The organism is Cohnella sp. GbtcB17 (assembly GCF_019091135.1).
In the GTDB taxonomy this organism is placed as follows: Bacteria; Bacillota; Bacilli; order Paenibacillales; family Paenibacillaceae; genus Cohnella.
In genome coordinates, this window is record NZ_JAGXJW010000008.1 from 62,758 (window position 1) to 86,326 (window position 23,569).

Here is a 23,569-nt window from a genome sequence, read left to right on the forward strand (position 1 = left end):
TTTCTCGCCTTCGTAGCCGCAATAGCTTCCCAGGATCCGCAACCACGCCGATTATCGTTACTTTCGAGTAAATAACGGATCCTGAGTCCGCTAAGGTTGCGATTGGCTTTGCCGCCAACGCCCGGACGCAATCTCTCCCTACTTCCGCGTTAACGTCGCATGGCCAGCCGGCGGCACGTTCACCTTCACAATCCCTGCACGCGGCGCCCACGCGGAGCGCTCCACCGTTTTCCCCCGGCAATCCCGGATCTCCACTTCCCATTCGCTCTGCTCTCCGGTCGTCTCCACATACACACCGTCGGCGCGCGTGCCGTTGACGAGAATGACCGTCTGCGGCAGCTCGCGGTTCAGCGGAACGATCGTGCGAGGCTGATAGACGGCGGCGAGCAGCTTGGATGCGTTAGACGCGACGACGAGCGGATACAACAATTCCGGTTGATGCGGCTCCAAATGTCCGTCCAGCAGAACGTCCCGGTGTTCCTTCCAGAAGCCGAGCAGATAAGCGACCATCTCCGCATGCGCGGGCGGCAGGCGGTCGAGCCGCACGGATATTTGAGGCACCGCGAACAATACGTTGATCAGCTGCAGCGCCGCGCTCTCGGCCGGCTCGTCGGGATGCTACATGAGCATGTCGGCATGGGCCACCGTCTCGCCGCACAGCAGACGAATATCCAGCGTCCGCAAGCGGTTCTCGACTGCGTCGTTCGGACAGTCCGCCGCCCTGAACATGTTGCCGTACTTGCGCATATAGGGGCCAACATAGGCTTGGCGGAATTCGATCATCACGTCCGGATCGATCGCGGAGAGCCGGTTCATGATGTCCGACATAAGGCGGTCGAGGGCCTCCGGCACGGCATCGAAGTCGCGTCCGTCCCCGAACGCGAGCTCGCGGTCCGCGGGCAGGTTGAAGCTGTCGATGAAGTCGAGCTTGAAGCCGTCGAGCTTCCACTCGCGCATCGCCCGCTCGTAGATCCCGATCAAATATTCGCGTACCTCTGGGAACCGCGGGTCGACGATGCCCCAGCCGCGCTCCTCGACCGTGTACAGCATTTTGCCGCCGAACCGCTCCCATGCCCGGCTGTGCACGCCGACGAACGGCACGGAATACCACAGCATGTACTTCATCCCCAGCGCATGAACGCGCTCGATATGGGCCGCCATGTCCGGCATCTTCTCCGCGCAAGCCTCCCAGTCGCCGCAATACGCGTACCCGCGCTCGTTGTTCGCCGTCTGCCAGCCGTCGTCCGCGATCACCGTCCCACAGCCCAGCGCCGCAGCCTCGCGGCATTGCGTCTCGATCGCTTCGGGCGTCAGATGTTGATGCAGGCTGTACCAGGTCGAGTACATCGGCTCGCGCGCCGCAGCGGGCACCGGCGAAGGGGCATGGCCGGGAAGGCCGCTCCACCATTGCTGCACTTCATTCAGGCTGTCATAGTAAGGCAGCTCGCGCAGGTCCACCCGCAGCGTCGCCTCGTAGCGGTCCAGCGGGGCGCCCGGCTCCTCGAACAGCGTCACCGAGCAGTGGAATTCGGCCGTTTCTTCATGGACGCCCGCCTTGCAGACGACGGGATTCAGCGTATCGGAAAAGGCGAACGTCATGCGGCTCCGTCCATCCCCGCCGAAAAGGCAGACGACGGGCGCAGAGCTCGCGGCATTGCTGCGGTAGCCGGCGAACCAGTCCGGCGACAGCCCGCGGTTCCGGTAGCCGTTCGGATGCCAGACGCCTTGGACGTCGACGATCGGACGCTTCCAGGACAGCCGGATCGCCGGCGGGATGCCCGGACGGTCCGCCGATATTTTCAGATGCACGACTTCGACGCCCGCCTCCTGGACCTCGACGGCAAGCGTGGCGCTGAACCGGTCGTCCGCACCGGTTATACGGTACTCAAGTGTGCTTTTGTTGTGCGTTTGCTGCATCAGACTAGAACCTCCGCTATTTTTAGTTAATAAAACGAGCCGTAACGGCATTGCAGCATGCCCCCGACGCGCTGCGCGCCGACGGCATGCTGGCTCTGTTGCGACCCGGTATCCGCGCGTTGCGTCTTGAGACGTTCAAGCGGCGGCGGATCGCTGCTGTATTACACGTTCGGCATGACCGTCACGTCGTCCACGAGCAGCTGCACGGGCGTCGTACCCGCTCCCTTGACCGAAAACCCGATGCCGCCTGCGGTCAGCGAAGCGTCCGTGAACGTGGTCACCGTCGCGCCGTCAATCGACAGCTTGAACGCGCTGCCGTCTACCCTGATCTCATAAGCATGATGCCCCGTCATATCGAAGCCCGGAATGACGCTGCCGATATCGACGGTCGTCCCCACCTGAGCCGGCGTCGAGGAGCCCGCATACTTCCACAGCTCGACGGTATCCGTATTCTTGAACTCCATGAAGTAGTAGTTCGTGCTCGAGGAATACCGGAACAACGCCCGGAACCGGTCGGACTCGGCGCCGAAGGACAAGGTATAATTCTGCGCGCTGTATGGGAGGACGGACGTCTTGGTCACGGCCCGCTGGGGACCGGTCGATGTCGTCGTGCCCTTCAGCACGGCCGCCTGCCCGGTGCCCTGAATCTCCCAGGCCGTGCTGCCGAACAGATCCCAATTGCCGAGGCCCCCGGCAAACGTATCCTGGAACAGCGGCTCGGTGGTAACGGTGACCGTGGCGGTCGCCGTAAAGGCACCGTCCTCCGTCGTCGCGGTAATAACGGCGCTGCCCGGCGCGACGCCCGTCACCGTGCCGCTGGCGCTTACCGTGGCGACGGATGGGGAGTTCGAGCTCCACAGCACCTTCTTGTTCGATGCGTTCGCGGGCGAGACGACCGCGGTCAGCGTGGCGGTTTTCCCCGCACCTACCGTCAGCGTCGAAGCGCCGAGCGCTACGCCGGATACCGGCACCTGCACGGTCGGATCGCTGGCTGTGATCGTCCAGTTGCCGAAGTCGTAGGTCAGCCGTTCATTGCCCTCGGTTGCCGTAAACGTCGTCGAGCCGCGTTCCTGCTGCAGCCATGGCGTATCGAACAGCTTGAACGACGCATAGTCGATCGGCTGGCCGTTCACCTTGTGCGTGCCGGCATAGGCGCCGGAAGCACGATCGAAGGTGATGTCCAGCGTATCGCCGCTCAGATTCGTGTAGATCAGCCGCGGATTGCTCTCGTCGATATGCGAGCTGTCGACCGTCGTGCCTGTCAGTACGGCATTTTTAAACGCCGCAAAGTCTGCATATTCGGAGGTGCCCGCCGTCTCCAGCACCCAACCGTTTTTGTCCGCCTGGCTGCGCAGGATGTTGTAGCTGTAGGACAGCTGCGCGGTCGGATGGAGCTGCGTCGTCGTCTTCACCTTGTTGGACGGATCGGTCGGCGACTGCGTATACCAGGCGTACGGCTTGATCATCTTGAAGGCGAAGTACATCGGACCTGTCTTGACGAACACCCAGCCGCCCTGCTCTTCCTTCGCGAGGATCGACCCTGTATCCGGGAACATGGCGTTCAGGTAGTTGTCGGTCGCGCCGGCGCCGCTCAGCGATTTGTAGACGCCTACCGCCGTTTTGCCGTCCTGCATGATCCGGTGATTCTCGATCTGATCGTAGTTGCCGATCGGGCTGTTGCCCTGGTCTGCATTAATTCGAAACAGGCTGTCCGGCTTGTCGGACTGCCAGCGCAGCACCGCCTGCATGTTCTCGATCCAGTTGTCGACCCGGTTGTACGTCACCTCAGTGGCAAGACCCCAGGTCGGCTTCACGTAAGCTTGACGGTATACGTTCATGGCGCGCCCGCTGGAATTTTGCAGATTCGTTTTGCGGGACTCGTAATCCTTGTCGGTCTTCTGCCCGATCCGAACCGCCATCGCGGGCGGCGAATAGCTCATCGAAGGCGCGAGCACCATCCCGACGTACTCCAGGAACGGCCGATAGGCTGCCGGCACGCCCGCGTCCGTGTCGCCGAATCCCTGCTGGGCGCGGTGCGCGCCGAAGTACATCCAGGACAACAGCGTATGGTCCGCGCCTCTCCAGGTCGGGTCGTTGGCCGAGGTAGCGTCTCCCTTGGACCGGCTCGTGCTGGAGATGAAGTTGCCGTCGATCCAGTCGTTCGCCCACTCGAACCACATGACATCCATCGCCATCTTGACCTTTTGCTTGAAGTCCGGTTCGTCCGAATACTGGTAGAGCGCGTTCAGGCAAAAATACGTCATAAACGTATACTCCGGACTCTCGTACTCCGCCCAGCCGCCGCGTACCGCCGCATCGAGCATCTCCTCGATGTTGGCTCGGTTCGCGCTCTTCAGCGCCGCGCCGGACGCGCCGTTCAGGTCGACGACGTCGGGCAGCAGCTGGCCGACCAGATAGCCCGCCGTATAGTTGCTCATCCGCAGGTTCTCGGTCTGCGGCAGCTTCGCGTACGCGTAACCCGCGAAGTAGCTTTTCACGTGGCCGATCATCGTGCTGTCCATCTTGTCTTTGGCGAGCAAGTAGGCGTACATTTTGCTGACTGTCTTGTACTGCTCCCAGTCGTAGGTTTGGAACATCGTGTCGAGCTTCTGCAGGTTGACGGCGACATTCTGACTGTCCACGAGCTGCGCCGCGATCTGCGCGATGTTGGTCACGCCGCCCATCTCGGACATCGATTTGGTTTTGTTCCAGATCCACTGCTTGCGCGTCTCGACCGTGCCCGGGAACGGCGCGTAGTTGGTGTCCGCCGGCGGAACCTCGCCCACCATGACATGGTCGAACTTCGTCGTGCTGAGCCTGTTGGCGTCATGGCTCGTCAGCGCCAGGCCGATGTATACCGTTTCGGGCAGGTTGACGGCCTCTCTCTTAACGAGATTCCAGGCGACTCCGTCAGAAGACTCGTAGCCGCTGATAACATTGCCGACGCGGGTCAACTTCACCCAGTAAGGCGCCGGGGACTTGGTGCCGGACGTCAGCACCGTGGCCCCTCCTTGCGTCAGGCGATCCTCGAAAATGACCCCGTTCGTCGGCGATACCGCCATCAACGCATGCGGGGATTGGCTCGTAATATTGGCTCTGATCATGACGCCCGCCTTGGTCCAGGCGACGGTATTGGTCATCTCGCCCACGCGCGCCACGATCTGGCCGTCTCCCGTCCACGGCCGGTACACGTAGTGAAACGCGTCGTCCGTGCCCCAGATATCGACGCCCGAAGCGCTCACCGTGAACGATTCGTCCGCCGCCGCATAGCTCGCGCTGCCCGGCACGTTGACGGTGCCGACATCGCGGTCGCCGAACGGCTCCGGCAATCCCGATGCAGACGGGTTGGTCGTTACCGCCAGCGCGGCGCTCTGGGCTGAGGCGTTGCCGGCCGCGTCACGCGCCTTGACCGTGTATTGATAGGTCTTTTTCGGGGTGAGGCCGATGACGCTATAGCTCGTCGCGGTTCCGGGCGCGGAGCCGGCGAGCTGGCCGTCCTGATAAACGTCGTAGCGGTTCACGCCGACGTTATCCGTCGAAGCCGTCCACGAGAGGCTGACGCTCGTATCGGTCTTGGAAGCCGCGGCGAGGCCGGTCGGCGACGACGGCGCCTCGGTGTCCAGGCCGACGTCGTGCGTTGCCTCGTACAGGGCCAGATCGTCGACGACGATGGCTTCGTCGGTGCCGCCGGTATTGACCCGTACGCCAAAGGCGATCTTGATCGAGCTGACGAGTCGTTGCCCGCCGTTCGGCACGATCTGGAACCGGTAGGATGCGATATCGTGATCGTTAACCGTCTTCAGTTCGTTCGGCGTCGTATTGAGATAAGCCGCCGTCCCCGTGATCGTTTGCTTGTCGGGCACCGGAAACCGCGGGACCAGCACGTTGTCGTAGTTGCCGAATTGCAGCTGGCTGTAAATATCCGCATTGACCGGCTTGTCGCTCGCCGCGCTGCGTCGGAGCCGGTATTCGTATACGAACTCCACCGGCTCCGTCCCGGTTGGCAGCGAGTAGATCGCGTTGATCCGCGATAGGAGCGCTCCGCTCGACAGTTGATAGTAAAAGTAGCTGCCGGCGTTCGAGCCCAGCGAAGCATCGCGGAACTCGACCGCGTTGTTGCCGTTCACCTGCACCACGGACTGCGAAGTCCCCGCTATGTTCGCATCGTACACAAACGGGCTGACGCCGCTGTCGAACCCCGTATCCATATCCTGCTTCAACCAATCGACCAGTACCTCTTCTTCGCCGCTTGCGGCAGCCTTGCCTGTGGCCGGCCAATAGCCCAGCGCGAGCGCGCAGAGCAGCAAGCTGCAGACGGCTTTTCGGGCGATGGCGGCCCATGGGTTCGTTGTTAGGCTCATTTGTTCGGATAACCTCCTTCTGAATGGGTGTTACCGATTGCCGGGAAAGCGCTTACGTATAATGGCGGAAGCTGCTGGCTTTATCACCGCCCGGGGGCATAGAGGAAGAAAGTTCCTCTATGCGCAGTTTTCGAGCTGTCAGCTGGGGCATAGAGGAAGAAAGTTCCTCTATGTGGCGCTAGCGGTCCATCGGCGGGGGGTATAGAGGAAGAAAGTTCCTCTATCGCCTCCCAAACCAGCCACCTAGGGCCTGATAGAGAAAAAAAGTTCCTCTATGCGCAGCTTTCGAGCCTCTCGCCGGGGGCATAGAGGAAGAAAGTTCCTTTATGCCCATCTTTCGAGCTCCTGCCGGGGGCATAGAGGAAGAAAGTTCCGCTATTCTCCCCCGAGCGGCCCCGTGGCTTGGTTTGCGCTAATGCTGCTCCACGCGCAAGTTTAACCAGAACCGCCGTTCCTCCTGCGGGGCCAGCGAGATGCAGTTGCCGTGGCGCATACAATCTTCGATATCCGAGTACCATGATGTCGACGGTTCGAGCGCCACCGTGTACAATTCGTCGTCGGTGTTCGACCAGTATCGAAGGCACGGGAAGACGCGGTGGTCCCATTCCAGCGTCAGCTTCACGTTCAGCGCCGGCTGATAGATGCCCGCATAGCCCTCCTCCAGATTGTTCAGCGGCATGTAGCAGGTCTCGCCGTCCGAAGCTGGCGGGTCGACCACTCTCAGGTCCTTCTTTTTCCCGCTCGGCAAGCTTACCGCTTCCACAGGCTCTGCGAAGCTTGCGGCCGAAGCTTCCCGATCGCGCTCGTATCGCAGCACGTTAAACGCGCGACAGCCCTTCGGCAGCAGCACCTCGGCCCTTTCGCTCACCAGCGGGCTGCCGAATGCCGGATGATGCGTCCATATAAAATGGACGTCATCGCGCCCGACGTTGACGACGCGCTCGGCGATGCGCAGAACGCTGTCGCCCGCCGCCAGCGAGATCGTTTTTTCCACGGCCAGCGGCGCAAAAGGCAGCGTCAAACGACAGCGCAGCGTCACGCGCGATCCGCCTTCTTCCTCGATGGCGTACGTCCAAGGCACGCCGGCCGATTCGCCCTCCCGGTCCCGTCCAACCTCCAGCCGGCCCTCGTCGAACGAAGCCCGGTTCGGCAAAATTTCCTGCCAGCCGCCCGGATAGCCTTCGGCGTAATGCCTCAGTCTGTTTTTCCTCAAATCCCTCCCTTCGCAGAGCGACAAGCCGGCCCTCGTCTTCATCAACAGCTGCAAATTCAGCGGCTTGTAAATCAGCTCCCAAATATCGGTGCCCTTGCCTACCAGAATTACGGCGCTCAGCCATTCGTTCTCCAGCCTCACCCCCTCGATGCCGTTTACCGCGACGGTCGTCGCGACGCAAGGACCTTTCATCCGGCTGTGCCTCCTTGGCGCCCTTCTCTTCCATTCAAATTTGGAGGGAATCCGGCACGAGCCGCTGCCGAATCCCCTTCCCATTGCGCGACTGCTTCGCAGTCGAATTCCCCGATGCCTACCGCTCCCGACGCCTTACTTCTTCTGCGCCAGGAAAGCATCAATCTGCTTTTGCAGCTCAACCTGGATCTTCTTGGCGTTGGCCGCGCCTTCCTTCTTCAGCGAAGCCCATGTGCTGTCCGGATCGGTGACGCCGTCGAACAGCGAGTTGTAGTACTTGGCCTCCGTCGCGTTGTAGAGCGAGATCTCGTTCATGACCGGGGTCGGATCGAACGAGAAGCCGGTGAGGATGCTCGGCGTCAGGTTGGCGGCGTCCTTGTTGAACTGGTAGTGCTTGATCGTCTCTTCGTCGAAACCGGCGTTCAGGCGGTCCGTCGTCGGATTCCAAACCCATGCGTACGGGAAATACGAATAGTCGGTGCCGATCTGCTTGTACTGGTCCTCGCCGACCGCTTCGTAGTTTTTGCCTTCGATGCCGTAGGCGAGCAGGTCGTAGTTTTCCTTCTGCGCGGTCCAGTTGAGGAACATCATGGCGCGCTCTTTGTTTTTGCTCACCTTCGGGATCGCCTGGAAGTTTGCCTGCTTGAAGTTGGTGATGTTCGCGCCCTTCTCCATCTTCATGAAGGTGACCGCCTCCAGCTCCGCGCCGGGTACGTTCTTGGCGAGCGCCGTGTTCAGGCTGGACGGCACGCCGAATTCGTTGTATACGGCCGCCCCTACCTTGCCGGAGTTGATGACCGAGTCGATGTCCTTGAGCGCCAGCACGTCCGGGTGGATCAGGCCGTCCGTGTACAGCTTTCTGGCGTCCTGAACCCAGGACCAGATCGTAGGCTCCATCTCGTCGAACAGGTTGTAAACCTTGCCGTCGTTGTTCTTGTAGTAGAGCACGAGGCTCTGGCCGAGCGCGTCGGAACGGATGAACTGCGGGTACTCCATGTATTCCCGGAATGCGCCCCAGGCCTGGTCCGTCGAAGCGCCTTGACCGTACGCGAGCAGCGGGATGACGTCTTTTTCGTTTTCCTTGACCTTGTAGGCGTATTGGATCAGTTCGTCGTAGGTTTTGATCGGCTGCAGCCCGTACTTCTCGCGCAAGTCCTTGCGGACGAGATACGTCCGGCCGGCCAGGTGCGTGTTGCCCAGAGGCAGGCCGTAAATCTTGCCCTGGAACTTGTTGGCGTCGAACATCTGCTGCGAACGCACCTTGATCGCGTCCTGCCCGTACTGCTGCAGCAGATCGTCCATCGGCTCGTAGTAGCCCGCGCTGATCATCTGCTCCATATGGAGCCACGGCGCGTCGAAAATCAAATCGACATTTTCGCCCGATGCGAGCATGACCTGCGTCTTCTGCGCGAGATCCGACCAGGGCACGAACACCAGGTCGAGCTTGACGTTGATATTGTCGGCCATGCGCTTCTCGGCTTCCTTGATAATGACGTCCATGTCCGCAGGCCGGTCGCCCGGCATGACGATCTTAAGCGTCACCGGATCCAGCTTGGTCGCCTTGCTCCCTTCGGATGCGGCAGCGGACGAGGCCGGGGCGGTGGACGAAGCGCTGCCGGCGCCCCCCGCATTCGAGTCGTTCGATTTGGAGCTGCAGCCGGCGAGGGTAGCCGCGAAGGCCGAGGCGACCATGAGCGCGGTCAGGCTTTTTCTGGTTTTCATTGCTGTGACCTCCTAGAGTGGTGGTGATCTATTCTCAACCGGATGTCTCCGAATCAAGACTAACCTTTCAGCGCGCCGATTGTAATGCCCTTGACGAAATATCGCTGAATAAACGGATACAGCAGGAAAATCGGTCCGATCGTGACGCATACGGTCGCCAGCTGGACGCTGTACGTCGGCAGCGGCTGTCCGTAGTTCGTCTGGCTGCCGCCGACATAAGCGCCGATGTTGATGTTGGAGATGAGCTGGCGGATCATGATCTGCAGCGGATGCAGCTTGTAATCGTCGATGAACAGGAGCGCGAGGAAAAAGTCGTTCCAGTATTGCAGCGCGTAGAATAGGCCTACGGTCGCGATGACCGGCTTCGAGATCGGCAGGATGATGCCGAAGAAGATGCGCAGATCGTTCGCGCCGTCCACGGTCGCGGCTTCGTTGATCTCGTAGGGCAGCGTCCGGAAAAACGACACCATGATGAAGGCGAAGAAGGGGTTCAGCAGGTACGGCAGAATGAGCGCCCAGAGCGTATCCTTCAGATGCAGCCAGTTGGCGATCAGAATGTAGAAGCCGACCAGCCCCGCGCCGAAAATCATCGTGAAATAGGTCAGGAAGGACAGCGCGCTGCGGTACTTCACTTTCGGATGCGCGAGCACGTAGGCGTACATGGCCGTGATCAGCACGGCGAGCACGGTGCCGGCTACCGTGACGGTCGTCGAGACCATGTAGCTGCTGGCCACCTGCTTGCCGCGGAATAAGAACTCGTAGGCGCCGGTGGAGAAAATTTTAGGGATCAGCTGATAGCCGTAACGCTTGATCGCGGACTCGTCGGCGAACGAGTTGATCGCCACGATCCAGAAGGGCAGCAGACAGACGAGCGCGAACAGCCCGGTGAAGGCGTAGATGAAGCCCACGAACGCCTTTTCCGACGGGGAGCGGTCCGCCTTGATCTTCATGGCCTTGCCGGCTCGGCCAAGCTTGCCGGATGGGGCCTGGGTGATGGAGCTTTCCATGCGTGATTGCCGCCTTTCTATCGGAAAAATCCGGAGTTTAAAATAAGCTGGAGTCTTTGTCGATCCGTCTGGCGATGGCGTTAAAGATCACGATCGTCACGAGCCCCATCACCGACTGGTACATAATGATGGCCGAGGACTTGCTGAAGTCGCCCAACTGACGTAGCGCCCGGTACGAGTACGTATCGATGACGTCCGTCGTCGGATACAGCGGCGCGGTGTCGCCGACGATGCCGTAGATCATGCCGAAGTCGCCGTAGAAGATCCGTCCGACGCCGAGCAGCGCGAGCACGATGAGCACGTTGCGGATGAGCGGTATGGTAATGTGGATAATCTGCTGGAACCTGGTCGCCCCGTCGATCTTGGCGCTCTCGTAGTACTCGCCCGAGATGCCCGTGATTGCCGCGAGGAAGATGATCGAATAGTAACCGGCGAATTTCCACACATAGATGAATGTCAGCACGCCCGGCCAGATGCCCGGCTTCAGATACCAGTTCTGCGGATCCATCCCGTTGTCGATCAGCAAGCTGTTCAGGATGCCGTCCGTCGTATTGAGGAAGGCGAACGTCATCATGCTGACGACCAGCCATGAGATGAAGTAGGGCAGGAAAATGAGCGACTGCGCGATCTTTTTATAAAGCCGGCTCTGAATCTCGTTCAGGAAGATCGCCAGAAGCAGCGCGATGCCGAGGCCGCAGACGATAAACAGTCCGTTCAGAAACACCGTGTTGAACGTCACCTTGTACCAGTCGCTGCTCATGAAGAAAAATTTGAAATTGTCGAAGCCGACCCACTCGCTCCCCCATAGTCCGTCGGCGAGCCGGTATTTTTTGAACGCGATCAGGTGGCCCGCCATGGGCACGTAGGCGAACACGATCAGAAACAACAGACCGGGCAGCGCGAGCACGTATAAATATTTGTTGCGTACGATTTCTCTTACGATGGGCACCTTGAATCCCTTCTCCTCTCCTGCTGGCTGCGTTTGATTGGCGATGTCCCAAGAATAGGGCGCGCCGGAGCGGTCTGTATAGTTCTCGTTCGGGAAGTCGGGCGGAAGCGGCGTGCTGCATGCGGAAAAAGCCCGCGGCGGCGCGGGTTCGTCAAGGTGCTGAATCCGGAAATCGGGTTCGCAAACGGGAAATCGGACCGGAAATCCGAGCCGTTCGAGCTTAAATCTGTACCGCATCCGTACCGAATCTTTAGAAAACCTTTAGAAGTCTCCCCCCTCGCGCCTTATTTTTGACGGTTAAGCTGAAGACCGACAAACAGAAGGAGGTCGAGCGGAAATGGGACTGTTCAACGAGGAGAGCCGCGCGTTCGCGCGCAAGTTCATGGAGAATCCGGGGCAGGTCGGCAGTCTTGTGCCGAGCTCCGCTCGCCTGGCGCGGGCCATGGCCGGGGAGATCGATTGGGGCAAAGCGCGAGCCGTGGCGGAGCTCGGATCGGGGACGGGCGCGATCACGCGGGAGATCGCGAGGCGGCGGGAGCCCGGCACGAGCATCTATCTGTTCGAAAAGGACGCCGAGATGCGGCGGCGGCTCCGCGAACGCTACCCGGACTTCCGCTGCTTCAGCGACGCGGCCGGCATGGCGGATACGCTGAGACGCGACGGGAGCGGCGGGCTGGACGCCATCGTGAGCGGCCTGCCGTTCTTCAACTTTCCGCAGCCGCTGCGGGACCGGCTGCTCGCGCAGATCGTCGATTCGCTGAAGCCCGGCGGCCTGTTCGTAGCTTTCCAGTATTCGCTCCAGATGCGCGGACAGCTGGCCCGGCGGCTTGCGATCCTGCGCATCCGCTTCGTGCCGCTCAATCTGCCGCCGGCGTTCGTCTATGTGTGCCGCAAAAAAGATGACGGCGATGAGTAGCCTTCCGTTCCTCCCTTATATCGAGCAATTCGGCTACGCCGCGCTGTTCTTCGCGCTGTGGCTCGGCATGATCAGCCTGCCGATCCCGAACGAAGCGATCGTCGTCGCGGGAGGCGCGGCCGCGGGCACGGGCCTGCTCGCTCCGCTGCCGGCGCTGGCCTTCACGGCGCTCGGCATTGCCTCGGGGTTGACCTTTAGCTATTATATGGGAAGAATCGCCGGTCCCGCCGTGCTCGGGCGGTTCGCGCGCGGCGGGCGGCGGGCGAAGTATGCGGCTGCCGCGCGCGGAATGATCGCGCGGCACGGCAGCCTCGCGCTTTGCTTCAGCTACTTCCTGCCGGTCGTCCGCCATCTGCTGCCGTTCACGGCTGGCGTGAGCCGCATGCCTTACCGCCGCTTCGCCCTGTACGCCTATCCCGCGGGCGCGCTCTGGACCTGTCTCTACTTCGCTTCGGGGCTTGCCCTGGGCGGGCAGGCCGGACGGATCGTCGGCTTCGCGCAGCGGCATGGTCCGCAGGCGCTGTGGCTGGCGTTTGCGCTGACGGCGTCGTACGTCATCATCAGGAGAGGAATGCCGGCCCATGAATAACGGCACGATACTGGTCGTGGACGACGACCCGGAGATCCGGGACGTCGTCCACGTATATTTGCGCAACGAAGGCTACCGCGTGCTGGAAGCGGAGGACGGCGCGCAGGCGCTCGAGGCGTTCGGCAGCGAGCCGGTCAAGCTCGTCATTCTGGACGTCATGATGCCGCGGATGGACGGCATCGAGACGTGCATCGCGCTGCGCAAGCGGTCCAACGTCCCGATCATCATGCTGTCGGCCAAGGAAGCCGACATCGACGTGATCGCGGGCCTGTCCATCGGCGCGGACGACTATGTGGCCAAGCCGTTCAGCCCGCTCGCGCTCATGGCGCGCGTGCGCGCCCAACTGCGCCGGCAGAGCATCGGGACCGGCAAAGAGCAGGCGTCCGTGATCGAGATCCATGATCTGACGCTCGATATTCCGCAGCACCGGGCGACGCTGCGGGGCGAGGAGCTCTCGCTCACGCCGCTGGAATTCGCCATTCTGGAGCTGCTGGCCACGCACCGGGGCCAGGTGTTCCACGCGGACCAGATCTACGAGCGCGTCTGGAAGGAAGCCCGCGGCTTCAGCGACAATACCGTCATGGTGCACATCCGCAACATCCGCGACAAGCTGGGGGATCATCCGCGGGATTCCCGTTATATCAAGACGGTGTGGGGTGTCGGCTATAAAATCGAAAAGTGACCGGCTGGCCCGGCTGATCGGCATCGGCAGCATCCGCATCCGGCTGCTCTGGACGTTCGCGGCCAGCATCGCGGCGGGCCTGGCCGCCGCCTATCTCGTGCCGCTCCTCCTTCCGCGCGTCCCGCACTACGGCGTCTTTGCCGTCCCTCTGTCGTTCACGCTATTCGCCGCCGGCTTCCTCGGCGCCTTCTACGGGCTGACGCGCGGCAGCATTCGCTACCTGCTGCGGCTGAAGGACGACCTCGACGCGATGGCCGGCGGCGATCTTGCGCACCGCCTCGATGCCGGACGACGCGACGAGCTAGGCTACGTAGCCGGCTACATCAACGCCATGGCCGAGCAGCTCGAGACCCGGATCCGGGCGGAGCGGCAGAGCGAACAGGCCAAGCTCGAGCTGATCACGGGCATCTCTCACGGCCTGCGCACGCCGCTCACGAGCATGCTGGGCTACCTGGAGTTGCTGCGCGGGCGTGCTTACCGGGACGAGGAGGAGCGCGAGCGCTTCCTCGCCAACACGTACAGCAAGGCGGTCCAGCTCAAAAGCCGCATCGACGACTTGTTCGACTATACGCGGCTGTCCGCCAGCGAAGCCCGTCTGCAGCCGGCCCGGATCGACCTGCGGGAGCTCGTCCGGCAGCTGCTCGCCGAATTCGAGCCGCTCGCCGCCGAGCAGGGACTGTCGGTGGCGGCTCGTCTGCCCGCGGACGGCCTGGAGCTGACGCTCGATCCCGGTCTCGTGAGCCGCGCGATCGACAACCTGCTGACCAACGCCCTGAAGTATGCCGACAAGCCCGGCATCGTGCGCTTGCGGCTGGCGGCAGCGGACGGCCGGGCGGTGCTCGAGGTCGAGAACCGGGGCGCGCCGATCGGACCGGAGCAGGAGGCGCGGCTGTTCGAGCGCTTCTACAAGGCGGATGCGGCGCGCAGTCCGGCGTCTTCCGTTGGCGGACCGGGCGGCGCGGGACTCGGCCTGTCCATCGCCCGCGAGATCGCGCGGCTGCACGGCGGCCGGCTCGGGCTGACGTACCGCGACGGCAACTATCGCTTCGCGCTCGAGCTGCCGATGGACTGAGCGCGCAGGCGTCCCGCCATGGCGAATCGCGCGCAAAGAGGCCGAACGTCAAGTCGCCCCTGCGACTCCGCGTCCGGCCTCCTCCCTTGCTCTCACAGCGCCGTGTCCCTGTACTGGCTCGGCGTCAATCCCGTCGCTTTTTTGAAAATCGTAAAAAAGTGGCTCTTGGTCTGGAACCCGGCTCGCTCTCCGATATCGGTAACCGTCCAGTCCGTCGTCGCGAGCAGCTCCTTCACCTTGGCGATGCGCTCCTGCAAAATATATTCGGACAGCGTCACGTCGAGCGATTCCTTGAACAGCTGCCTCACATGCCGCGAAGAGAGCGAGACGTGCTCGGCGATCTCCTCGACGGTGAGCATCGGGTCGTGCAGATGGTTGCGCACGTAGTCCACGATGTCCGTCACGATCTCGTCCCGGCGGCTCGCGCCCTTCTTGCTGCTCAGCTCCTCAATGATGACGAGCAGCTCGCGCTCGAGCCAGGCCCGTACGCCCGCCAGCGTGTCGAAGGACGCGAGGATGCTCTCGATCCCCTCGATCGACGCCACCGAAGGCAGCTTGTTGAACGTCTTGAACAGCGTGTACAGCATAAGCGACAGCTGAATCTTGCTCTGCGCGTAATGCATCGTCTGCATGTGGGCGAACAATCGGTCGAGACCCGCCGCCGTATCTTCGGGCTTGCCCATGCGCACGCTTTTGATCAGCTCGTCGAGCAGCTGATCGTCCGGCAGCGGCTGCACGCTACGCATATAATTTTCAAAATCCCGCTCCACATAAATCTTGTCTTCGCCGGAAACGAACTTCAGCATCGTCAACTCGAGAATGTGCTGGTACGCCCCCCGGATATCGTCGCCGAACGCCCGCGCCTCGCTGACGGCGACCGTCACCCGAATCTGCGTCCACCGGTCGATCTGCGCCTTGACTTCCTCGAGCAGCCCGGTCAGACGCTCCGTCGACATGCCGTCCCCGGAGAGCAGCAGGACGACATGATCGCTTCCCAGATCGACCCCCTCGGCGGCTCCGTCCCGGCGCAAAATCTCCTCCGCGATATTGCCCATCGCATACTTCATCAGCTTCCGGGAGGCGAACTCGTACTTGTCCTTGAACGCGCTGTACCCGTCGATGCGGATCGCACCGATATACAGCTCGCCGTACGCGAACAGCCCCGAGTGCTCCCGCAAATACTGCTCAACAGGCGGGATCAGCTTGCCTTGCAGAATCCATTGACGCAGGTATTCCGTCTTGATGACGTCCCGGTGCTCCCGCATCGAAGAATCGAGCGCCACCATCCGGTTCTCGAGCAGCTCGATGCCGTATCGGATCACACTGTGCTCCGTCAGCGGCTCGCCCGTCTGCCCGCGCTGCAATGAGGAGCCGAGCTTGGTTTCCAGCTGGCTCGCCAATTGGGAGAACGGCCTGTAGGCGCGCCTCGAATTCCAGAACAGGATGGCAAGGAGCAGCGCCACGAGCCCTGCCAGCACGACCATCAGCTTCGTCCGGAACGCGTAAAAGTCCGCGTTGATGCCTTCCAGCTTGGCCATCTGATACAAGGTCCAGCCCTGCGGCTCGATCCGGGCGTACTGTACGGACCAGGATTCGCGATCGTAGCGCTGCTTGAAGCTGCCCGAAGCGTCTTCCGCACGCGACGCCAGCTCCTTGTACAAGCCTTCGTTCGAAGCCGCGGACGTCTCCGCAGCGGCAGTCGCACGATCCGCCTCGTCCGGACCGAGCATCATCCGTCCTTCATCGTCGAGCATAAAGGAGATGAATCCGGCGGCCTTATTTTCCTTGAGCAAATACTGCTTCATCAGCGCGTCGTCCAGGAGCAGCACCAAATATCCGTAGGAGGGCTGACCGGAAGGCACGGTCGGAATCATCAGGGCGAGCGAACGCTCCCCGTCGACGCGATGGACGAAGAAGCGCTGGTACGCTTTGGCCGGCGCCTTGGCCAGCCGCAATATATCCTGGTCCGCGAACTCGGCGAACGAAGTAATGCCGTACGCGATGTCGATTACGTGCCCGGTGCGCATATTGAGCAGGTACGCGTTTTTGAGAAACGGCTCGGTCGTCCTGTACTTGGCCGCGGCGGCGATCGCCTCGATCTCGCGATCCTGCGTCTCGACGTCCGCGGTCATCCAGGCCTGCACGCTCTTGTCGGCGTACATGGTGAACCCGTATGCGATCAGCTTGTCGAGGATAAACTCGGCGTTGTCCCTGGAGTGCGCAAGCTCGGTCTTGTTCACCTTGTCGATCTGGTTGAGCGCATAGTTCGAGAACTGCCGGGTCATGAAAAACACGACGGGCACGGAGACGAGGACGAACAGCAGGCACGAGCCCAGGAAAATCCGGATATGCGTCCTTCTCGGCATCAGCTTCTTCATCGACGTTCAGTCTCCCCCGCGCGCTGGTCCATTCATTTTGCCAATGAACCCTTGTTCTTTTAGAACATTATCGCATGAAAAACAAACATTACAATCCCCCTAAAAGTCGTCCTTCCACGCAAAAAAGACTTCGCTCCGCTTGTGCCGGAGAGAAGCCTCTATCGCATGCCGGCCCTGTCGCCATTTCGGCGAATGAATCGCAGGTGCCAACGCAGGAATAACAAGCCGAGCGCGTACACTGCTGCCGAATAGAACAGCGACCACCCTTTGTATACGAGATAGCCGGCTTTGAGCGACAACCATTCAAAAAACACCGCCGAGGCGATAGTGAGAATCCAATAGGGCACGAACAGCTTTTTGCGACGCGGCATATAGTTCAGGATCAGAACGCCTGCCGTAGGCGGGAGCACAAGCTGCAGGATGAGGTCCGATAGCGTCATGTCCGGATTGATGAAGTCGTATAGATCGAGCAGAAGTCCGAAAAAGAGATCGGTATAGATCGTAAGAGCGATCATAGCGAAGTACGTCGCGTATATTTCCAGCTTCGTCAGCCGCTTCGGCGAAAAAATCAGCGCGGCGACGGCCGCCACTGCGCTGGCGTAGGCAAACCAATTCCCGGCTTGCATGGCATCACCTCTCGATAGGATGTCGGTTATTTGGTTTTGGCCAATCCGAGCGCCTTGTGATCCCACAAAATATCGGCCGCGATCTTGGCTTTATCCTCGTCGCAGGTGACGACCAGGATGACTTCCCCCCGCTTGCCCTTAAGGATCGCAGTCCTTTTTTTGCGGCGTTTCCTCAAATAAAGGAGCCCATTGATCGCTACGCCGAGGGCGAAGCCGGTCCCTGCGCCGATAAGCCCCCAGATCACAGGTCCCCATGTCCAGACGAAGCCTTTGCTCGCTCCGATCGTCGCGAACATGAACGCCAGAACCATGCCTTTATCGATAAAAGACAAGCCGTCCGCACGGTGCATGCTGTCCAATAGGCGGGGCTCTTCCTTGCGCAGATCGAGCGGGACGGCGTAAATCGATGAAATGCCGTGCGCCTCCAGCTCCGTAATGGCAACCTCGAGCAGAGTCGAGTAGTCGAACGTCGCAAAAATTTGCATCAGTCTACTTTGCTCCCGATCGTTAATGTGACGCCTGGCGGCTGATAGTTTCGAAGGAGATGATTTTTTAACGCATGGTCGAAAAGCTTGTTGTTCTCCACCGTGCTCACATACGCATCGTACACGGTGAAGCAGTAAAAGGAAGGAATATACAACAACCACTGGGCGTCGACGACTGCAGCCGACGAACGGATGTCGCCCAGAATAAGATCGTGCACGGCGAGTATGATATGAGATTCGTACACGAGCACGATGGTGCTGATCAGGATAAATGTCGCCAATATAATGCGGTGTAGGTACAACTGTCCGACGCTCGGAATACCCATCGACCAAACGACGGCGATCCACGGCTTGCGCTTGTCGAGATAATTCACTTCGAGCGCGCCGATGCTGAATTCGCCGAACGGAGCGTTTTCCCTGCGCGCCAGCGCGTACACCTTGTTCATATCGACCGTCGTCCGGTAACTGTCCCAGATCGCGAACAAATAAACGGGGATGTACAGAGACATGAATCTGGGGTCCAGCACATCCCGGGCCGCCTGGAACTGACCGTTAAACGAATGGACCATAGCAAGATTCAGATGAATTTTCTGATTGATAAAAACCTCCCATAAAACGAGCGCATATCCCCGGATGTACTTGTTCAGCAGAAGATGGCCAAAGCCCGGGAACGCCGTCGACCAAAACGCGATCGTATACGGGCTCCGCTTGTGAATCTGCGTCGTTCCGAACATGCTGACGAATGCGAGGTAGCGTTTGGCGCGAAAGGGATCGGAAAAATTGTTCATCGGTTCACCTCGAGACCATGTCCTTCGTCAAGCGACAAATCGCGATTCGCCGCGACTGCGCAAGTGTAGGTTATCCCTCGGCAGGAACATTTATCCGCAGCAAAAAAGCGCGCCGGCTCCTTGGGTTGCCGACGCGCTCTCGCAGTCAACCTTGTTCGCTCGGATACTTGAGCCCCCATGGCTCGCGGACCCGATCGAGCGTCTCCATGATGCGCACTGTTTCGTCTACGGTCATGATCGCGCTCTCCTTGCGGCCCGCCCGCAGGCATTCCATCGCTTCGATCGCCTGGTAGAAGTGGCCGGACGGCTCTAGCTCGTGCTCGAAGACGACTGGCTCCGCCCCTTTCACGTGCAGCGTCGCCGCCTTCGCGAACAGGAAGCCCGGCACCTCGATCCGCCCCTTCGTGCCGTAGATGACGGCCTCGTTCGTCATGGACAGCCGCACCGAGCCGTGCAGGGAAGCCGTGCGCCCGCCGCCGTATTCGAACAGCAGCGAGAACTGCTCGTCCACGCCGGTCTCGCCGATGACGACGGCGCTCTCGATTCGGGCGGGCTGCTCCCCGCCGAACACCATCGAAGCGAACGACACCGGATAGATGCCGGCGTCGAGCAGCGTGCCGCCGCCTTTTTCCTTGTTAAGGAGCCGGCCCTCGGGATTCCAGCCTGCGTCGAAGCCGAATTCGGCCTTCACGATACGCACATCGCCGATGACGCCGCTGTCCAGCCATTCCCGCACCTTGGCGATCGCGGGCAAGTAACGCGTCCACATCGCCTCCATGAGGAAGAGGCCCTTCTCGCGCGCCAGCTCCGCGATCTCCCGGGCCTCGGCGGCGTTGATCGTGAACGGCTTCTCGCAGAGCACGGATTTGCCGCCGCGCAGCAGCGTCAGCGCGTTCTCCTTGTGAATCGGGTGCAGCGTGCCGATATAGACGATCTCGACGTCCGGATCGGCCGCGAGCTCCTCGCAGCTGCCGTAAGCGCGCGGAATGCCGAACTTGTCGGCGAACGCCTGCGCCTTGTCCAGCGAGCGTCCGGCGACGGCGACGAGCCGGCCGCCCGGCGCGTGCGGCAGCTCCGTGGCGAAGTTGTCCGAGATGCCCCCCGGTCCCATGATGCCCCACTTTACGATGCGTTGTTCCGCCATGATCGAGTCTCCTTTTTCCATCGGATAACTTTACCTTAACCCGTAAGACTTGAGATTGCAATTGCTATAAACGCGCGTTTATAAATATCGCAAAGCCGCCGCGTGCTCGACGACACCCCAAGTATCGATCTACGTTCATACTTGGACCCCCGTGCGCTCGCCAACTCGCCAGGCGTGAAGCTGCACGCACGATCGCCCTACGCATATCCCGCATGCAGCCTCCGATAGGCCGCGGGCGACATCCCCGCTTCCTTGCGGAACAGGCGGGCGAAATAATTCGGGTCCGCGATTCCGACGGCCTCCGCGATTTGCTTCACGGATAGCTCGGGCGAGTGCTCCAGCAGTCTGCGGGCCCTTTCCACACGGATGTGGCGCACGTACTCGACCGGGCTCATGCCGGCGTACCGCTTCATGCAGCGGGCGATGTAGTCCGGATGAAAATGAAATTCCCGCTCCAGCGACTCCATCTCGAACGGCTCGAAGGCGACGCGGCGCAAATACGCGGATACCTCCTCGGCCAGCCGGCTTGACCGGGTCTCGGTCGCCGATCCCCGGACGAACTGCTGCATGACGGACAGCAGCTGCACGAACGCGGCCTGCAAGCGCCATACGCCCTCGACCGTCAGCCTGTCGTGCAGCTTGACCAGCCGATCCAGCGCCGCCCAAGCTTCGTCCATCCGAAACGCCCCGAACTTCGGAATATAGGCGGGCTGCATGCCCGGCTGAAGGTCTTTGTCCGTTCCCTGGCGCAGCACGAGCGACCAAGGGATGTCATCGGAGGCGACGACCCGGTGTTCGGAATCGTGCTTAACATGAAACCAGTATAGCTCCGTCTCCGCTTCGCAAGGCCGATACCCCTCATGCACCTTCCCCGGCTCCAGCACGAGTAAATGATGGGGACCGATCGCGTATTCCACGCCATCCTCCGCCATATACAAGCATCCCGACTTGACGAATATGATGTCGTAAATATCGAAGGAGCGCCTGAAATGCTGCATGCCCGAACGCCATGTTCCATGCCCCGCCGTCACCAGCTGAGGCATCGGCGGCATTTGCCACTGGATGCAATCCACTTGCGGACCTCCCATTCCTACCGTTTTATCCATCATAAACGCTGAAGTCGGTTTTGTGCTAGAGGTCGTCGGTTCGATGCCTATCCGCGGGAGCCTGCCCGCATTACACTGAGGGCATACCAAGTATCCCAAGGGGGCTGCACGATGCGATTTCGCCAGGTACATTTGGACTTCCACACGTCGGAGCTGATCGAAGGGATCGGCTCGTCCTTTTCGGCCGAGCAGTTCCAGGCGATGCTGAAGCTCGGACATGTCGACTCGATCACGGTGTTCTCGAAATGCCACCACGGCTGGGCGTACCATCCTTCGACCGCAAACGAGATGCACCCGCATCTGACGTTCGACTTGCTCGGCGCGCAGATCGAAGCCGCGCATGCGATCGGCGTCAAGACGCCGGTCTATCTGTCGGCAGGGCTTGACGAGAAGCTCGCCCGCGTTCATCCGGAATGGCTCGTTCGCCGCGCCGACGAATCGACGCAATGGGCGCCCGATTTCCTCTCGCCGGGCTATCACGAGTTTTGCATGAACACGCCCTATCTCGATATTCTCGTCGCCCAGATCGAGGAGGTCGTGCAGAAGTACGACGCGGACGGCATCTTTCTCGACATCGTCGGCATCCGCAAATGCTACTGCCAATTTTGCGTCCGGTCCGCGCGAGCGGAAGGCATCGACCCTCGCGACGAGATCGCGATGCGGCCTTTGCGCGAGCGAACTTACCTCCGTTATGCTGAGCGGACGAACGAGGCCGTCCACAAGCATCGTCCCGGTCTGCCGGTATTCCACAACGGTGGCCATATCCCGCAGGGCAGACGAGACCTGGCCTTCCTGAACACGCACCAGCTGGAGCTGGAATCGCTGCCGACGGGCGGCTGGGGCTACGACCACTTCCCGCTCTCCGCGCGCTACGTTCAGCAGCTCGGCCGTCCTTTTCTCGGCATGACCGGCAAGTTCCACTTGTCTTGGGGCGAATTCGGCGGCTACAAGCATCCGAACGCCCTTCGGTACGAGGCCGCGCTGAGCCTGGCAAACGGCGCGGGCTGCTCGGTCGGGGACCAGCTCCATCCAGATGGCTTGATGGACGAAGCGACGTATCGGCTGATCGGGGCGGCTTATAAGGAAGTCGAGGAAAAAGAAGCCTGGTGCGCAGGCGCGGCGAACGTGGCCGATATCGCGATCTTCGGCGTAGAGGCATCGGGCCGACACCGCGGCACCGGCACCAACGTCGCGGACGCCGACAAAGGCGCGGCGCGGATGCTGCTGGAGACGAACCGGCTGTTCGACGTCGTCGACTTGGAGTCGGATTGGACGGCCTATCCCGTGCTCATCCTGCCGGACCTGATCCCCGCAGACGCCGAGATCGAAGCGAAGCTCGCGGCTTACGTTGGCCAGGGCGGTCGGGTGCTCGCCACGGGAAACGCCGGCCTTCGCCCCGACGGCTCCGGCTTCGCTCTCGACTTCGGCGCGCGCTGGGTCGGCTCCAATCCGTACCGTCCGGACTACTTCGTACCGGCAGGCCCGTTCGGTCCGGGCGAAGGCGCCTCAGCCGTCATGTACGGCGAAGGCCAGCGCATCGAAGCCGCCGGCGGACGCGTGCTCGGGTACCGCGAGAATCCGTATTTTAACCGGGACGCCTTCTCCTTCTCGTCGCACCTCCATACGCCGAACGACAGGCAGAGCCGCGAGCCCGGCATGATCGAGCACGACGCCGGCATCTACATCGCCTGGAACGTCTTCGGCGCCTATGCCGAACACGGCAATCTCGTGCTGCGGCAGATGGTGGATTACGCGCTCGACCGCCTGCTCGCCGCCCCTACGCTCGAGACGACGCTGCCTGCGCAAGGCGTGACAACGCTGCAGGAACAGCCCGCCCATCGCCGTCTCGTTCATCACCTGCTGTACGCCGCCCCCGTCCGTCGCGGAAAAAACGTCGAGATCGTCGAGGACCTGGTCCCGATCCGGGACGTCGCGTGCACTGTGCGCACCGACCGCCCGGTAGGAAGCGTCTACCTGGCGCCGCAGATGACCGAGCTGCCGTTCACGACGCAGGATGGCAAGGTCAGCTACACAGTCCCCGTCGTCGAATGCCACCAGATGGTCGTGCTGCAGTTCGAGTAACTCGGAGAAGCAGCTGTAAGCGAGGTTTCCGCGGCTGCAGCGCGAGATGCGAGCTCGGCGCCGGCTGTAAGCGAGAAATGTGTGCTTGCAGTGCGGATGATCAGCTGTAAGCGCGCATTCCGCGGCTGCAGCGCGAGACGCGAGCTCGACGCCGGCTGTAAGCGAGAAATGTGCGCTTGCAGAGTCGGCCGAGCAGCTGTAAGCGAGGTTTCCGCGGTTGCAGCGCGAGACGCGCGCTCGACGCCGGCTGTAAGCGAGAAAGGTGCGCTTGCAGGGCGGCCGAGCAGCTGTAAGCGAGGTTTCCGCGGTTGCAGCGCGAGATGCGAGCTCGGCGCCGGCT

At 61.3% G+C, this 23,569-nt stretch carries 18 protein-coding genes, 1 pseudogene and 1 CRISPR repeat array; of the genes and pseudogenes, 5 read left to right on the forward strand and 14 right to left on the reverse strand.

Annotation, left to right across the window (positions count from 1 at the left end):
* Positions 1-138: 138 nt before the first annotated feature.
* The 8 genes and pseudogenes from KVT38_RS06200 to KVT38_RS06230 all read right to left on the reverse strand — a co-directional run bounded on the left by KVT38_RS06200 (position 139) and on the right by KVT38_RS06230 (position 11,361).
* Positions 139-546: a hypothetical protein gene (locus KVT38_RS06200; RefSeq protein ID WP_217592825.1), complete on the reverse strand. Its 408-nt coding sequence runs from the start codon at positions 544-546 to the stop codon at positions 139-141.
* 72 nt (positions 547-618) lie between these two features.
* Complete coding sequence (locus KVT38_RS06205; protein WP_217592826.1) at positions 619-1,917, reverse strand: glycoside hydrolase family 36 protein; 1,299 nt, start codon at positions 1,915-1,917, stop codon at positions 619-621.
* Positions 1,918-2,078: 161 nt separating this feature from the next.
* Positions 2,079-6,278, reverse strand: coding sequence for an Ig-like domain-containing protein (locus KVT38_RS06210; protein ID WP_217592827.1), 4,200 nt, complete (start codon positions 6,276-6,278; stop codon positions 2,079-2,081).
* A gap of 98 nt (positions 6,279-6,376) precedes the next feature.
* A CRISPR array of direct repeats spans positions 6,377-6,657; the repeat unit is 23 nt; unit sequence ATAGAGGAAGAAAGTTCCTCTAT.
* Positions 6,658-6,690: 33 nt separating this feature from the next.
* Positions 6,691-7,683: a DUF4432 family protein gene (locus KVT38_RS06215; RefSeq protein ID WP_217592828.1), complete on the reverse strand. Its 993-nt coding sequence runs from the start codon at positions 7,681-7,683 to the stop codon at positions 6,691-6,693.
* Between the two features lie 135 nt (positions 7,684-7,818).
* Complete coding sequence (locus KVT38_RS35865) at positions 7,819-8,109, reverse strand: DUF3502 domain-containing protein (protein WP_483298163.1); 291 nt, start codon at positions 8,107-8,109, stop codon at positions 7,819-7,821.
* A 141-nt stretch (positions 8,110-8,250) separates the two neighbouring features.
* Positions 8,251-9,405: pseudogene (locus KVT38_RS06220) on the reverse strand (ABC transporter substrate-binding protein); the annotation flags it as partial.
* Between the two features lie 59 nt (positions 9,406-9,464).
* Entirely contained in the window at positions 9,465-10,412 is a 948-nt protein-coding gene (locus KVT38_RS06225; RefSeq protein ID WP_254639037.1) for a carbohydrate ABC transporter permease, read from the reverse strand.
* Positions 10,413-10,449: 37 nt separating this feature from the next.
* Positions 10,450-11,361 carry an ABC transporter permease gene (locus tag KVT38_RS06230; RefSeq protein ID WP_368859058.1) on the reverse strand — a complete coding sequence of 304 codons (912 nt, stop codon included), beginning with the start codon at positions 11,359-11,361 and terminating at the stop codon, positions 10,450-10,452.
* 337 nt (positions 11,362-11,698) lie between these two features.
* Here KVT38_RS06230 and KVT38_RS06235 point away from each other — a divergent pair, with 337 nt between their 5' ends.
* The 4 genes from KVT38_RS06235 to KVT38_RS06250 are packed head-to-tail and all read left to right on the forward strand — an operon-like array spanning position 11,699 to position 14,620.
* Positions 11,699-12,277: a class I SAM-dependent methyltransferase gene (locus KVT38_RS06235; protein ID WP_217592831.1), complete on the forward strand. Its 579-nt coding sequence runs from the start codon at positions 11,699-11,701 to the stop codon at positions 12,275-12,277.
* The gene (locus KVT38_RS06240) at positions 12,270-12,866 is read left to right on the forward strand and encodes a DedA family protein (RefSeq protein WP_217592832.1); all 597 of its coding nucleotides are present in this window, start codon (positions 12,270-12,272) and stop codon (positions 12,864-12,866) included. Before KVT38_RS06235 ends, KVT38_RS06240 begins: the two co-directional genes overlap by 8 nt.
* Entirely contained in the window at positions 12,859-13,548 is a 690-nt protein-coding gene (locus KVT38_RS06245; RefSeq protein ID WP_217592833.1) for a response regulator transcription factor, read from the forward strand. Before KVT38_RS06240 ends, KVT38_RS06245 begins: the two co-directional genes overlap by 8 nt.
* On the forward strand, positions 13,523-14,620 hold the full coding sequence (locus tag KVT38_RS06250; protein WP_368859059.1) for a sensor histidine kinase: 1,098 nt from the start codon (positions 13,523-13,525) through the stop codon (positions 14,618-14,620). The genes KVT38_RS06245 and KVT38_RS06250 overlap by 26 nt, the downstream gene beginning before the upstream one ends.
* 92 nt (positions 14,621-14,712) lie before the next feature.
* Here the strand turns inward: KVT38_RS06250 and KVT38_RS06255 are convergent, their stop codons facing one another.
* The 6 genes from KVT38_RS06255 to KVT38_RS35345 form a co-directional block, all read right to left on the reverse strand.
* Positions 14,713-16,998 (reverse strand): helix-turn-helix domain-containing protein, encoded by a 2,286-nt coding sequence (locus KVT38_RS06255; RefSeq protein WP_217592834.1) that lies wholly within the window; start codon positions 16,996-16,998, stop codon positions 14,713-14,715.
* 158 nt (positions 16,999-17,156) lie between these two features.
* Positions 17,157-17,624: a CBO0543 family protein gene (locus KVT38_RS06260; protein ID WP_217592835.1), complete on the reverse strand. Its 468-nt coding sequence runs from the start codon at positions 17,622-17,624 to the stop codon at positions 17,157-17,159.
* Between the two features lie 26 nt (positions 17,625-17,650).
* Entirely contained in the window at positions 17,651-18,109 is a 459-nt protein-coding gene (locus KVT38_RS06265) for a hypothetical protein (RefSeq protein WP_217592836.1), read from the reverse strand.
* On the reverse strand, positions 18,109-18,897 hold the full coding sequence (locus tag KVT38_RS06270; protein WP_217592837.1) for a hypothetical protein: 789 nt from the start codon (positions 18,895-18,897) through the stop codon (positions 18,109-18,111). The genes KVT38_RS06265 and KVT38_RS06270 overlap by 1 nt, the downstream gene beginning before the upstream one ends.
* 145 nt (positions 18,898-19,042) lie before the next feature.
* Positions 19,043-20,041, reverse strand: a complete 999-nt coding sequence (locus KVT38_RS06275) for a Gfo/Idh/MocA family protein (protein ID WP_217592838.1) — start codon at positions 20,039-20,041, stop codon at positions 19,043-19,045.
* Between the two features lie 197 nt (positions 20,042-20,238).
* Positions 20,239-21,114 (reverse strand): helix-turn-helix transcriptional regulator, encoded by an 876-nt coding sequence (locus KVT38_RS35345; protein ID WP_217592839.1) that lies wholly within the window; start codon positions 21,112-21,114, stop codon positions 20,239-20,241.
* A 144-nt stretch (positions 21,115-21,258) separates the two neighbouring features.
* Here KVT38_RS35345 and KVT38_RS06285 point away from each other — a divergent pair, with 144 nt between their 5' ends.
* A complete protein-coding gene (locus KVT38_RS06285; RefSeq protein ID WP_217592840.1) occupies positions 21,259-23,229 on the forward strand; it encodes an alpha-amylase family protein in 1,971 nt (656 codons plus the stop codon).
* Positions 23,230-23,569: the final 340 nt, after the last annotated feature.